Origin of the sequence: Rahnella bonaserana (assembly GCF_019049675.1) — a bacterium.
In the GTDB taxonomy this organism is placed as follows: Bacteria; Pseudomonadota; Gammaproteobacteria; order Enterobacterales; family Enterobacteriaceae; genus Rahnella; species Rahnella bonaserana.
On the sequence record NZ_JAFMOW010000065.1, the window covers coordinates 273,668 to 286,594 of the forward strand.

Here is a 12,927-nt window from a genome sequence, read left to right on the forward strand (position 1 = left end):
TCTCAGTGCTTACAGCAACCTGAGAGATTATCGATTATCGGGCAGTCCGCCCCTTCGTCACCCGGACAGGCATCCGCCAGCGTCAGTAAGCGCTCGCGCATCGCCTTCAGTTCTTCAATGTGCCGCGCAATTTCGGCGGCCTTTTCTAATGTCCGCGCTTTCACGTCCGCACTGTGGCGATCCGGATTATGGAATAACGCCACCAGTTCCTGACATTCTTCCAGCGTAAATCCGACCTGCCGCGCCTGACGTAATAGCGTCAGTTCTTCGATATGTTTTTGTGCATAGCTGCGGTAGCCGTTCTCACTGCGTGCCGGTGCTGTGACCAGCCCTTTCTCTTCATAAAACCGAATCGCTTTACTGGTGAGACCGGTTTTTTTCGCCACATCACTGATGTTCATTTCGCCTCCACGACAAACTGATTTTTACGCATGATACAAACATCATACGCCATGAAATGAAAATAACGGAGACTGCGGCTTGACCTTCCCCTTGCTGGAAGGTTTATCCTCTGTCCTTAGTGAAGTTAACCTAAGGAAAATCATCATGACAACCACCGTATTATCTCTGCAAGGCCTGTCCTGCGGGCACTGCGTGGCTTCAACGCGTAAAGCGCTGGAAGCTGTGGAAGGCACGACTGCCGTTGAAGTTTCTCTGGATAAAGCCATCGTCAAAGGCGATGCCAGCAGCCAGAGTCTGGTCGATGCTGTGGTTAACGCCGGTTATGAAGCACAGGTTGTTGGAGACACATCCCCAAAATCTGAGCCGCTGACCGATAAGGCGAAAGTTTTGCCGGAACCCCTGTCAGCGGCGATGTCATCTGTTCCGGCACAGACTCAGTCTGCTCAGCCCGCCGATGACAGCGTACAGCTGTTGCTCAGCGGTATGAGTTGCGCCAGTTGCGTCGGTAAAGTGCAGCGGGCGCTGGAAGGCGTGAACGGCGTCGAACGGGCACGCGTCAATCTGGCGGAACGCAGTGCGCTGATCAGCGGTAATGCTGACCAGAATGCGCTGATTGCTGCCGTTGAACAGGCCGGTTATGGTGCCGAAATCATTATCGACGAAACCAAACGCCGTGAACGCCAGCAACAAACCTCGCGCAAAAGCATGATCCGCTTCAGCTGGCAGGCAGCTCTCGGCTTAGCCGCGGGTATCCCGATGATGCTATGGGGATTACTCGGCGGTGAAATGATGGTGACCGCTGGCAACCAGACCGGCTGGCTGATCGTCGGGCTGCTGACCCTGTTGATCATGGTGGTGGCGGGCGGCCATTTTTATCGCAGCGCCTGGAAAAGCCTGATGCATGGCAGCGCCAACATGGACACGCTGGTGTCGCTCGGTACCGGTGCGGCCTGGATATTTTCCTTCGCCGTCAGCCTGTGGCCGGAGGCGTTCCCGATGCAGGCACGTCATCTTTATTATGAAGCCAGTGTGATGATTATTGGTCTGATTAACCTTGGCCACGCACTGGAACAACGCGGACGTCAGCGTTCGTCTCAGGCGCTCGAACGCCTGCTGGACCTGACCCCGCCCACCGCGCGCGTAGTCACCGCAGAAGGCGAGAAAACGCTGCCACTGGCTGACGTTCAGCAAGGTATGACACTGCGCCTGACTACCGGTGACCGCGTGCCGGTTGACGGCGAAATTCAAAGCGGCGAAGCCTGGATGGATGAGGCGATGCTGACCGGTGAGCCCATCCCCCAGCAAAAATCGCAGGGTGAAAAAGTGCATGCGGGTACGCTGGTGAAAGACGGCAGTGTGCTGTTTCGCGCGGATGCCATCGGCAGCCAGACCACCCTTTCGCGCATTATTAATCTGGTACGCGAAGCCCAAAGCAGTAAACCTGAAATCGGTAAGCTGGCGGATAAAATCTCTGCCGTCTTCGTACCGGTGGTGGTGCTGATTGCGTTATTCAGCGGTGCTATCTGGTACTTCTTAGGTCCGCAACCGCAACTGATGTACACACTGGTGATTGTCACTACGGTGCTGATCATCGCCTGTCCTTGTGCCCTCGGTCTGGCAACGCCGATGTCGATTACCGCCGGTGTCGGACGCGCCGCGGAGTTTGGCGTGCTGGTGCGTGATGCCGATGCGCTGCAAAAAGCCAGCACCCTTTCCACGCTGGTGTTTGATAAAACCGGGACGCTGACCGAAGGTCAGCCGAAAGTGACCGATATTCATACATTCAGCGGTTTCAGTGAGCAACAGGCTTTACGGTTTGCCGCCGCACTGGAAAAAGGTTCACACCATCCTCTGGCGCAGGCGATTGTCGAAAAAGCTGAAGGACTGGAAATCCCCGATATGATGAATTTCCGCACCCTTGGCGGGCTCGGTTTGCGCGGCGACGTGGAAGAACAATCCCTGCTGCTGGGCAATCAGGCGCTGATGCAGGAAAACGCAGTGGATACTCAGGCGGCTGACACTTTACTGAATACGTTAGCCAGCGAAGGCGCCACGCCGGTATTGCTGGCTGCTGACGGGAAGATTGCGGCGCTGTTTGCCCTGCGTGATCCGCTGCGTGAAGACAGCGTCAGTGCGTTACAGCGCCTGCATCAGCTGGGTTATCAGCTGGTGATGCTGACCGGCGATAACCCGCAAACCGCGCAGGCTATTGCGGCGCAGGCAGGCATTGATACGGTCATTGCCGGTGTCCGCCCCGAAGGCAAAGCCGACGCCATTAAAGCCTTGCAGGCTAAAGGGCAGCAGGTCGCCATGATTGGTGATGGCATTAACGACGCTCCGGCGCTGGCTCAGGCGGATGTCGGCATTGCCATGGGTGGCGGCAGTGACGTGGCGATTGAAACTGCGGCGATTACGCTGATGCGTCCAAGTCTGCACGGAGTCGCCGATGCGCTGGCGATGTCACAGGCGACGCTGCGTAATATGAAGCAGAACCTGCTGGGTGCCTTTGTGTACAACGTGATTGGTATTCCGGTCGCCGCTGGTGTGCTCTATCCGCTGACCGGTACCCTGCTCAGCCCGATAGTGGCGGGTGCTGCGATGGCGCTTTCTTCCATCACGGTGGTCGCCAACGCAAACCGTCTGTTACGCTTTTCACCAAAAAAAGGGAAGTGATGAAAAACACGCCGAAAAAACAAGACGTTTCCCCTGTTCGCTAAACCACAGGCGCGTTAGCATGGTCTCTCATTTTTCGGGAGACCCTGCATTATGGCGCCGTTCTTAAACCGGGCATTCAGCTTGCTTCGCAGGCTGTTCCCCGCCGAGTATTCCTATCCCGCCATTGATATCCGGCTTCCCGGCAACCGCTTTCTGCATCTGGTCGGCAGCATTCATATGGGCACGCAGGATATGCAACCGCTGCCCGCGCAACTGTTGCGCCGCCTTAAAAAAGCCGATGCGCTTATTGTCGAAGCGGATATCAGCGGCACCGATTCCCCTTTCAGTATGACCGGCGAATATCCTCCGCTGGCCGAACGCCTTTCTGAATCGCAATATCTCCACGTCGAACGTTTATGCGAAGAGTTGGGTGTGTCGATGTGGACGCTCAATCCTTTGCCATCATGGCAGGTCGCGCTGATATTACAGGCCACGCAGGCACAGCGTCTCGGACTGCGAGGTAATTACGGCATCGATTATCAGTTGCTGCACACCGCTAAAGATCAGAAAACGCCGGTCATTGAACTTGAAGGCCCGGAGGAGCAATTTGCGCTGTTGCAGCAACTTCCTGACGACGGCCTGGGATTGCTGGAAGATACCCTGACGCACTGGCACACCAACGCGCGCCTGCTGCAAACCATGATCAGCTGGTGGCTGGACAGCAAACCGGGACTGGCAGTTGAGCAACTTCCGAATACGTTCAGCAGTGATTTATACGATGTGCTGATGAATCAGCGGAATGCGCGCTGGAAAAAACAGTTGCTGGATCTGCCTGCAGGAAACTATGTGGTGGCGGTCGGCGCGCTGCATTTGTACGGCGAAGGGAATTTGCCGGAGCTGCTCAAAGGATAAAAAAATGGCCGATATTTCTATCGGCCAGTCAAAGAGGAATTTCATTTTATTAGTTATAGCTTCAGTGCCGGCCTTTGCAGGCACAGCACCGGCGCGGACAGGGTATCAATCTGCGGCGGGTCTTGGCAATAACCATTCATTGCTCTACTATTTCATCCTCGCTCAGTAATCATACTTTATTGTTTGTTTTCATCAGATTGAGCTGATGACGATTTTCCGAACAAAAAGTAAATAAAATAGGCGGTAATCATGACACCCGCGGTCATCCTCCTGGAAAAAAATAAAGTCAGCTTTACCCTTCACCCTTACGAACACAGCAGCGATGAAACAAATTTTGGCGATGAAGCCGTGAAAAAACTCGGGCTGGATGCGCGTCAGGTTTATAAAACGCTGCTGGTTTCGCTCAACGGTGATGCCAAAAACCTGGCCGTTGCCGTCACGCCGGTCGCGTCGATGCTGGATCTCAAAAAGGTCGCCAAAGCCCTGAAGGCCAAAAAAGCCGATATGGCGGATCCGGCGATCGCCCAGCGCGTCACCGGTTATCTGGTCGGCGGCATCAGCCCGCTCGGGCAGAAAAAACTGCTGCCGACAGTGATCGACAGCCCGGCGCAGACGTTTTCCACGATTTATGTTTCAGGCGGTAAACGCGGACTTGATATTGAACTGGCGGCAGGCGATCTTTGCCGTTTACTCAAAGGCCAGTTTGCTGATATCGCTAAAATCGACTGACGGCACTGAAAATCTGTACCCTTACAATAATAAGGTTCACCTGCTATGACAGATTCAACGTCAACGCCTGAAATCCCGCAGAAAGACGCAGTCAAAAAGACTGCGTTTTCTATTCTGGCGGCGATCAGCGTTTCTCACCTGCTCAATGACATGATCCAGTCGCTGATACTGGCGATTTATCCGTTGCTGCAAAACGAGTTTTCCCTGAGCTTTACGCAGATAGGGCTGATTACCCTGACGTATCAGATAACCGCATCGCTTCTGCAACCGCTGATTGGCTATTACACCGACAAGCATCCGCAGCCCTATTCTTTGCCGATCGGCATGGGCTTTACACTTTCCGGCCTGCTGCTGCTGGCAGTGGCGCAGAGTTTCCCGGTGGTATTGCTGGCGGCGGCGCTGGTGGGCACAGGTTCTTCAGTGTTCCACCCGGAATCTTCCCGCGTGGCGCGCATGGCATCGGGCGGACGTCACGGGCTGGCGCAGTCGCTGTTCCAGGTCGGTGGCAATCTGGGTTCTTCACTCGGGCCGTTGCTTGCGGCACTGATTATTGCGCCTTACGGTAAAGGCAACGTCGCCTGGTTCTCGCTGGCCGCGCTGCTGGGGATTGTCGTGCTGCTGCAAATCAGTAAATGGTACCGCCAGCAAAATCAGATCGCCAAAAAGCGTGGCCCGGTGCACAGCAATATCACCCTGCTGCCGCGTAAAACGGTGGCGATGTCGATGGGCATTCTGCTGGTGCTGATTTTCTCGAAGTATTTCTATCTGACCAGCCTGAGCAGTTATTACACCTTTTACCTGATCCATAAATTCGGTGTATCGGTGCAGAGTGCGCAAATTCACCTTTTCGTCTTCCTGTTTGCCGTGGCAGCGGGCACCATTATCGGCGGGCCGGTGGGCGATAGGATTGGGCGCAAATACGTCATCTGGGTCTCAATTCTGGGTGTCGCGCCGTTTACGCTACTTTTACCGCATGCCAACCTGATGTGGACCAGCGTGCTGAGCGTGATTATCGGCGTGATCCTGGCCTCGGCATTTTCCGCCATTCTGGTGTTTGCGCAGGAACTGATGCCGGGCAAAGTCGGCATGGTTTCCGGCCTGTTCTTCGGTCTGGCCTTCGGTATGGGCGGGCTTGGCGCCGCGGTTCTCGGCTATGTGGCGGATAAAACCAGCATCGAACTGGTGTATCAGATTTGTGCCTTCCTGCCGTTGCTGGGGATCCTGACAGCATTCCTGCCAAATATTGAACGCAAATAGCTCTTAACCTTTCCTTCCCGGCTGCCGATAGTTAAATATCGGCAGCGTCTGACCCCTTATTCCCTTGATATCTGCCTGATAAAACCCATTTAAATCCCGCGTTGGAAATTTTTTTATCGTCTGCTGATGATTTTTAATAAAAAAGGCCAAATTTCCCCAACGCGAAAACGATTTTTACCATAAACTTAGAAACAATCAGCAACATATTTGCTTTATGCATAACCAGAAGGAGTCTGAATGCATCATTCTACGCCTCTCATCACTACCATCGTCGGCGGTCTGGTCTTAGCGTTCCTGTTAGGAATGCTCGCCAACCGCCTGCGAATTTCTCCTCTGGTTGGCTATCTCGCCGCTGGCGTGCTGGCCGGCCCTTTTACACCGGGCTTCGTTGCTGACACCTCGCTGGCACCGGAGCTGGCTGAAATCGGCGTCATTCTGCTGATGTTTGGCGTCGGCCTGCATTTTTCCCTGAAAGATCTCCTCGCCGTAAAGTCGATAGCCATTCCCGGCGCTGTAGCGCAAATCGCGGTAGCGACGCTGCTTGGGATGGGATTATCGAGTCTGATGGGCTGGGATCTGGCGACCGGACTGGTGTTCGGGCTGTGTCTGTCCACCGCCAGTACCGTGGTGCTGTTGCGTGCGCTGGAAGAACGGCAACTGATTGATAGCCAGCGCGGGCAAATCGCCATCGGCTGGCTGATTGTGGAAGATCTGGTGATGGTGCTGACGCTGGTTCTGCTGCCTGCGTTCAGCGGCATGCTGGAAAGCCATCACTCCAGCCCGGTTGAACTGCTCACAGGACTGGCGGTGACTATCGGTAAAGTGATTGCGTTCATGGTGCTGATGATGGTGGTCGGGCGCCGCGTTGTGCCATGGATCCTCGCAAAAACCGCCAGTACCGGTTCACGCGAACTGTTTACGCTGTCCGTTCTGGCATTGGCGCTGGGCATCGCTTACGGCGCAGTTGAATTCTTTGATGTGTCGTTCGCGCTGGGCGCTTTCTTCGCCGGTATGGTGCTCAATGAATCCGAACTCAGCCAGCGCGCGGCACACGATACGTTACCGCTGCGCGATGCGTTTGCGGTGCTGTTCTTCGTTTCCGTCGGCATGTTGTTTGACCCGATGATCCTGGTGCGCGAACCGCTGACCGTGATCGCTACCCTGGCAATTATCGTATTGGGTAAGTCAGTCGCCGCTTTCCTGCTGGTGAAGATGTTCGGGCATTCCAGACGCACCGCGCTGACGATCTCCGTCAGCCTGGCGCAGATTGGGGAATTCGCCTTTATTCTCGCAGGCCTTGGAATTTCACTGGGGCTGCTGTCGGAACATGGCCGCAATCTGGTTCTGGGCGGGGCAATTTTGTCGATTATGTTCAACCCGCTGCTGTTCACATTGCTTGAAAAGTATCTGGCAAAAACAGAAACCATTGAAGATCAAAGCATCGAAGAAGCCGTGGAAGATGAAAAACAAATCCCGTTCGATTTGTGCAACCACGCGCTGCTGGTCGGTTACGGACGTGTCGGCAGCCTGCTCGGCGAGAAACTTCAGGCCGCAGGCATCCCGCTGGTGGTGATTGAAAATTCGCGCCCGCGCGTCGAAGCCCTGCGCGATCAGGGCATCAGCACGGTGCTGGGCAATGCCGCCAATCAGGAAGTGATGGATCTGGCGCGTCTCGACTGCGCCCGCTGGCTGCTGGTGACCATTCCGAATGGTTACGAAGCCGGAGAAATCGTCGCCTCTGCGCGTGCCAAACGGCCTAATATCGAGATTATCGCCCGTGCGCATTATGATGACGAAGTGACTTACATCCTGGAGCGTGGTGCAAATCGCGTAGTGATGGGCGAACGTGAAATTGCCAACAGCATGGTAGATATGTTGCAGATAGATGCCATGACCGAAGACGAAAAAAGGCCATTTTGCCCGATCTGATTTGTTCTTTACGCCGGGCGCAGTACTTTTGCTGCGCCTGCCCCCTCCCCGCAAAAAATTCCCTTTAACTTTCGCGACATAAAAAACACCTAATCAGATCATTTCGCGGTATTCTCTTTTTATGTCAAAAATTGACCGGTACTGCGATGTTGCTATCCCATCTGGAAACATTGAACATTTTGAGCACGCCGGTCTGGGTTGTCTCAGTACATAACCAGCAAATTCTTTTCGCTAATACGGCGGCCAGAAAACTTGCGGGTAACAGTTTGCTGGGACCCTTGCGCAACGGTCAGTTTTCGGTCCAGTCTTTGCAACCCCTCGAGTCCTATCTGCCTCATCTGCAAAAAGGCGATCAGGTCATTGAAATCTGGACCATCCACAAAGAAGGCCGCGCCTTTCCCCTGAGCTGTCGTCTTTCTCTGGCACAGTTTGGCTTGCAGGAACCGGTCATCGTGTTCGAAGGAACACATACCTCCGCGGCCAATGTTCCGGCACCCGGTTCGTTCCTGAGCGAAGCCCGACCTTACCGCCGTGATCAGAGCGGTTTCTATGAGCGATTTTTCCAGACTAATACGGCGCCAATGCTGCTGATTGACCCTGCTAATAACGGGCAGATTGTCGATGCGAATCTGGCGGCGACGCGATTCTATGGCTACACACGCGACGAAATGTGCATGAGACACACCTGGGAAATCAATGCGATGGGCCAGGACGTGCTGCCGGTGATGCATGAAATCGCCCGTCTGCCCGGCGGACATAAACCGCTGACGTTTGTGCATAAACTGGCGGACGGTAATCTGCGCCATGTGCAGACTTACGCCGGCCCGGTGGACGTGGATGGCGTGCGGCTGATGCTGTGCATTATTCACGATATTACCGAGCAGAAACGCCTTGAGCAGGAGCTGGAACACGCTGCACTCCGTGATCCGCTGACCGGACTGGGCAACCGCCGCCAGTTTATGCAACTGGTGGAAAACGCGCGGACTCAAAATCTGCAACGCACGCACAATTTCAGTCTGATGCTGGTCGATGCCGATCATTTCAAAGCAATTAACGATCAGCACGGGCATAACAAAGGCGATGAAGCGCTGGTGCTGCTGGCGAGAACGCTGGAAACGGGGATCCGCGAAAGTGATACCGTATTCCGCTGGGGTGGCGAGGAGTTTCTGATTTTGCTGCCGCTGACCGGACTGGAAGGTGCATTACACGTGGCGGAAACACTGCGCTTCGCCGTAGAAGGATTTGTACACCCTGATTTACCTTCAATGACGGTGAGCGTCGGCGTGGTGCAGTACGAAACAGGAGAAGACTTCACCAGACTGTTTAAACGTGTGGATGACGCGTTATATCGCGCAAAGACATCAGGAAGGAATCAGGTGCAGGCGGGTTGAGGGCAGACATAAGGGCGCAGTTCATCACTGCGCCTGTTTAAGCCCCTTGCTAAACCCGTTGCTTCTCTTTTACTGCCCTTCTGATTACCTTCTCACAATAATCAAAAATTACATTTTGCGGCAGGTTTTGATTTAAGAAGCCTGAGGCCGGTTTGGGTGGCAACCCAAGGTCTTGACGTGGGCAGCCACCTGTCTCCCTATCGTTCCCAGTAACTTTCTTCCAGACTGTCTTCACGTTCCGGCAATCCTCGCGTCAGACGCGGAGAATGCTGATTCAGAACCTGATAGCTGACGCGGTTGGCATATTTACACACCTGCGCCAGCGAGGAATACGTCAGATACTCACGGGCGTGTTTGCTGGAGTTCGGCACAGAAGTACGGTGGAAACCGTTCGCGGCGATATCATGCAGCAACGCCGATAATGCCCCGTCGCCCGCACCATTGGTGTTCATGATTTTTTCCGGTCCGCCCATATACGGCGCGATGTGGGAATAAATCTTCAGCGGAACCTGACAACATTCACGGCGCATCGCCCGGCTGAATTCATACTGATTAAATTCTGCAATCGCGCCCGGCAGCAACGGATGCTGTGTCGTGCGTTTGAATTCGTCTTCGGTATAACTCGCCATAAACAGACCGTTCGGTCCGGCGGTACACAAAACCAGATCCACCCAGTCCAGCGCTTTATCCGCCGCCATCAGCGGATCTTTCATGCCGGTCAGCGCAAACCCTTCATCTTCGTTCATCGCCAGAATCGACACGTTATCACGGATGAAATCGCGCCATGCCTGCGGATCATCCGCGATGACATATTGCGTACCCAGCGTTAAGACCACCGGCACATGGTACTTTTTCGCGTACTCAATGGCCTGCATGGTGGCTTCCGGCATCGGTTCGCCCGGCTTGCTGCGCAGCAAGTATGAGGTGAGCAGCAACGCAGACGCGCCGGCAATCACATCTTCCGGCACACTGTACGCATGCAGTTCATTCATTTTGCCCGGACTGATGGCAAAGGTGCGCTCGCCGGTGTCGCTGATCAGGGTGAAACAGCGGCCAATTGCGCCGTCCACGCCTTGCAGAAAGTTAAGATCCACACGGCTGGAGGTGTTACACAAATAGCGGTAAGCGTAATCACCGATTTTGACGTTATTACACATCACGCCCAGCAGCACCGAACGGTCATCAGCCAGCACGGAATAGTTATGCAGCGTATTGCCGACGGTGCCACCGGCAAACTGATGGCTGATGAGAGCGTGGCTCATCAGTTCCTGATATAGCGCTTCCGACATATCATCGTCAAGAATATTGGATTCACCCGGCGTCAGGCCGTAACGGGCCACAAAATTTTCATCCACGCGCGCTTCAATATCGACCATTGTCTGGTCGATGCCGACAATGTACGAGGCCCCGGCTTCAGATTCCGGCTGCATCTCCTGCAGCATAGAATCACGCAATAAAGGGTCACGCGCGCTGACCGGAAAATAGTGTTTAGACTTACGTTTACCAGGAAATTTCATTCATTATTCTCGGGAAATTCAAAAAGCTCAGGCTTCATTCAGAAGTGCTGAGTGACCAGTTGTTGCAGCAGATCGATATGCTCCGGCTGGTCGTTTAAGGCGTCAATATATTCGAAGCGCTCGCCGCCTGCATGAATAAAAATCTCACGGTTCTCGCCTTTGATCTCTTCCAGCGTCTCCAGGCAGTCTGCCGCAAAGCCAGGGCACAGGATCTGAATATGCTTAACTCCCTGAGCCGGAAGGCCTTTCAGGGTTTCATCCGTGTATGGTGTCAGCCACGGCTCGCGACCAAAGCGCGACTGGAAGGTCAGCATTATTTTGCCCGATGGCAGTTGCAGTGCGTCAGTCAGCGCCTGCACGGTATCGCGGCAACGCTGTTCATAATCATCGCCTTCAGCGACAAAGCGCTTCGGAATACCATGGAAGGACAGCACCAGACGATCCGGTTCGCCATGCTGAGCAAAGGAACGTTCGATGCTGGCTTTGAGCGCAGAAATATACGCCGGATGGGTGGCATAATCGCGGATAAAGCTCATTGAAGGCAGGCGACGCTGAGATTTCAGCACCCGCGCCACGCCGTCAAATACCGCGGCGCTGGTCGAACAGGAATATTGCGGATAGAGCGGCAGGACTACCATTTTGGTCACGCCCTGGGCCAGCAGTTTTTCAATCGGCTCTTTCATGCCCGGCTTGCCGTAGCTCATCGCCAGTTCAACCGGCGTGCCCGGCAGGCGTTCTGCCAGCGCTTTCTGCTGACGGCGGCTGTACACCATCAGCGGCGAGCCCTCTTCCATCCAGACCGCTTTATACAGTTTGGACACCCGCGGAGATCGCAGCGGCAGGATCACCAAATTCAGGATAGGCCACCATAGTAAACGGGGCGTATCCACGACGCGGATATCACTCAAAAACTCAGCCAGATATTTTTTAACGGCCTGCGGAGTCGGTGCTTCCGGTGTTCCGAGATTGACCAGGAGAACACCGAATTTAGTCTGCGTCATGCTGAATATCCTAAATTGATGGCATTGAAGCCGTGTGAAAAATGATGGGCGCCGCCGTTTTTTGGTGCTGCAATTGGCAATGCTGAAAAGAGGCGCAGGTCATTGTAACGAAAACAATGACAATCGGAACAACGGCAGTAGCTATCAATGCGAATTGTTATTAATACCCTTCATACTTAAGGCGGCAGATGCGCTGGCGCAGAAAAACAAACGGGGCGACCGAAGTCACCCCGTGGGAGCGTGCAGTACAGACGATTAGCTCAGGATTGCAGCCAGTTCGTCACGCACAGCAGAAACTTGCTGTGTGCCGTCAATTTTGACGTATTTGGTGTTACCCGCTTCTGCTTCTTTGCTGTAGTAAGATACCAGCGGCTCAGTCAGCTCATGGTATTCCACCAGACGTTTACGCACGGTTTCTTCCTGATCATCTTTACGGGTGATCAGTTCTTCGCCAGTCACATCGTCTTTACCTTCCACTTTTGGCGGATTGTATTGGATGTGGTACACGCGGCCAGAGCCAGGGTGTACGCGACGGCCCACGATGCGATCAACGATCAGCTCATCAGGCACATCAAATTCCAGCACGTAATCCACTTTGATGCCCGCGTCCTTCATGGCATCGGCCTGCGGAATGGTGCGTGGGAAACCGTCTAACAGGAAGCCGTTACGGCAATCTTCCTGCTGGATACGTTCTTTCACCAGTGCGATAACCAGTTCATCGGTCACCAGTTTACCGGCATCCATAATCTCTTTTGCTTTCTTGCCGAGCTCACTTCCGGCCTTCACAGCGGCGCGCAACATATCACCGGTAGAAATTTGTGGAATACCAAATTTCTCCATGATGAATTGAGCCTGAGTACCCTTACCTGCGCCCGGAGCGCCCAGCAGAATGATACGCATTGCGTAAATCCCCTTGCATGTAATTATTATGAATCTCGAAAACCGGTCAACCATACCATTCTGAGCACTTTTGCTCAAGGAACACACCCCGCAGAAATTGGGGTTAAGCCTGCGCCATCCGGCGTTTTACCCACCAGGTTTGCGGGACCACGACCAGCGAGAACATCACGCTACCGGCATGATTGCTGAACTTTACTCGCATGCTTTCAGGGACTGGATCAGGGAATAAACGCA

At 54.2% G+C, this 12,927-nt stretch carries 11 protein-coding genes; 7 read left to right on the top strand and 4 right to left on the bottom strand.

The features are described 5' to 3' along the window. Positions 1-2: 2 nt before the first annotated feature. On the bottom strand, positions 3-401 hold the full coding sequence (gene cueR, locus J1778_RS17050) for a Cu(I)-responsive transcriptional regulator (RefSeq protein WP_217174175.1): 399 nt from the start codon (positions 399-401) through the stop codon (positions 3-5). A gap of 145 nt (positions 402-546) precedes the next feature. Here cueR and copA point away from each other — a divergent pair, with 145 nt between their 5' ends. The 7 genes from copA (at position 547) to J1778_RS17085 (ending at position 9,275) form a co-directional block, all read left to right on the top strand. Next, the gene (gene copA / locus J1778_RS17055) at positions 547-3,075 is read left to right on the top strand and encodes a copper-exporting P-type ATPase CopA (RefSeq protein ID WP_217174176.1); all 2,529 of its coding nucleotides are present in this window, start codon (positions 547-549) and stop codon (positions 3,073-3,075) included. 93 nt (positions 3,076-3,168) lie between these two features. Continuing rightward, a complete protein-coding gene (locus J1778_RS17060; RefSeq protein WP_217174177.1) occupies positions 3,169-3,969 on the top strand; it encodes a TraB/GumN family protein in 801 nt (266 codons plus the stop codon). Between the two features lie 4 nt (positions 3,970-3,973). Continuing rightward, positions 3,974-4,138: a hypothetical protein gene (locus J1778_RS17065; RefSeq protein ID WP_167458018.1), complete on the top strand. Its 165-nt coding sequence runs from the start codon at positions 3,974-3,976 to the stop codon at positions 4,136-4,138. A gap of 80 nt (positions 4,139-4,218) precedes the next feature. Further along, positions 4,219-4,698 carry a Cys-tRNA(Pro)/Cys-tRNA(Cys) deacylase YbaK gene (gene ybaK, locus J1778_RS17070; protein ID WP_217174178.1) on the top strand — a complete coding sequence of 160 codons (480 nt, stop codon included), beginning with the start codon at positions 4,219-4,221 and terminating at the stop codon, positions 4,696-4,698. A gap of 45 nt (positions 4,699-4,743) precedes the next feature. After that, complete coding sequence (locus J1778_RS17075) at positions 4,744-5,955, top strand: MFS transporter (RefSeq protein ID WP_217174179.1); 1,212 nt, start codon at positions 4,744-4,746, stop codon at positions 5,953-5,955. A gap of 237 nt (positions 5,956-6,192) precedes the next feature. Then, positions 6,193-7,884, top strand: a complete 1,692-nt coding sequence (gene ybaL, locus J1778_RS17080) for a YbaL family putative K(+) efflux transporter (RefSeq protein ID WP_217174180.1) — start codon at positions 6,193-6,195, stop codon at positions 7,882-7,884. Positions 7,885-8,030: 146 nt separating this feature from the next. After that, entirely contained in the window at positions 8,031-9,275 is a 1,245-nt protein-coding gene (locus J1778_RS17085) for a sensor domain-containing diguanylate cyclase (protein ID WP_217174181.1), read from the top strand. A gap of 197 nt (positions 9,276-9,472) precedes the next feature. Here J1778_RS17085 and J1778_RS17090 read toward each other — a convergent pair whose 3' ends face one another. From J1778_RS17090 to adk, 3 genes are all read right to left on the bottom strand, one after another. Next, a complete protein-coding gene (locus J1778_RS17090; protein WP_217174182.1) occupies positions 9,473-10,792 on the bottom strand; it encodes an inosine/guanosine kinase in 1,320 nt (439 codons plus the stop codon). A gap of 38 nt (positions 10,793-10,830) precedes the next feature. Continuing rightward, entirely contained in the window at positions 10,831-11,793 is a 963-nt protein-coding gene (gene hemH / locus J1778_RS17095) for a ferrochelatase (RefSeq protein WP_112287545.1), read from the bottom strand. Positions 11,794-12,048: 255 nt separating this feature from the next. Continuing rightward, positions 12,049-12,693, bottom strand: coding sequence for an adenylate kinase (gene adk, locus J1778_RS17100; RefSeq protein WP_217174183.1), 645 nt, complete (start codon positions 12,691-12,693; stop codon positions 12,049-12,051). Positions 12,694-12,927 lie beyond the last annotated feature (234 nt).

What these genes read in the sequence shown, in the direction of transcription:
- cueR (WP_217174175.1), bottom strand. Translation starts at nt 401, where the DNA reads ATGAACATCAGTGATGTGGCGAAAAAAACCGGTCTCACCAGTAAAGCG.
- copA (WP_217174176.1), top strand. Translation starts at nt 547, where the DNA reads ATGACAACCACCGTATTATCTCTGCAAGGCCTGTCCTGCGGGCACTGC.
- J1778_RS17060 (WP_217174177.1), top strand. Translation starts at nt 3,169, where the DNA reads ATGGCGCCGTTCTTAAACCGGGCATTCAGCTTGCTTCGCAGGCTGTTC.
- J1778_RS17065 (WP_167458018.1), top strand. Translation starts at nt 3,974, where the DNA reads ATGGCCGATATTTCTATCGGCCAGTCAAAGAGGAATTTCATTTTATTA.
- ybaK (WP_217174178.1), top strand. Translation starts at nt 4,219, where the DNA reads ATGACACCCGCGGTCATCCTCCTGGAAAAAAATAAAGTCAGCTTTACC.
- J1778_RS17075 (WP_217174179.1), top strand. Translation starts at nt 4,744, where the DNA reads ATGACAGATTCAACGTCAACGCCTGAAATCCCGCAGAAAGACGCAGTC.
- ybaL (WP_217174180.1), top strand. Translation starts at nt 6,193, where the DNA reads ATGCATCATTCTACGCCTCTCATCACTACCATCGTCGGCGGTCTGGTC.
- J1778_RS17085 (WP_217174181.1), top strand. Translation starts at nt 8,031, where the DNA reads ATGTTGCTATCCCATCTGGAAACATTGAACATTTTGAGCACGCCGGTC.
- J1778_RS17090 (WP_217174182.1), bottom strand. Translation starts at nt 10,792, where the DNA reads ATGAAATTTCCTGGTAAACGTAAGTCTAAACACTATTTTCCGGTCAGC.
- hemH (WP_112287545.1), bottom strand. Translation starts at nt 11,793, where the DNA reads ATGACGCAGACTAAATTCGGTGTTCTCCTGGTCAATCTCGGAACACCG.
- adk (WP_217174183.1), bottom strand. Translation starts at nt 12,693, where the DNA reads ATGCGTATCATTCTGCTGGGCGCTCCGGGCGCAGGTAAGGGTACTCAG.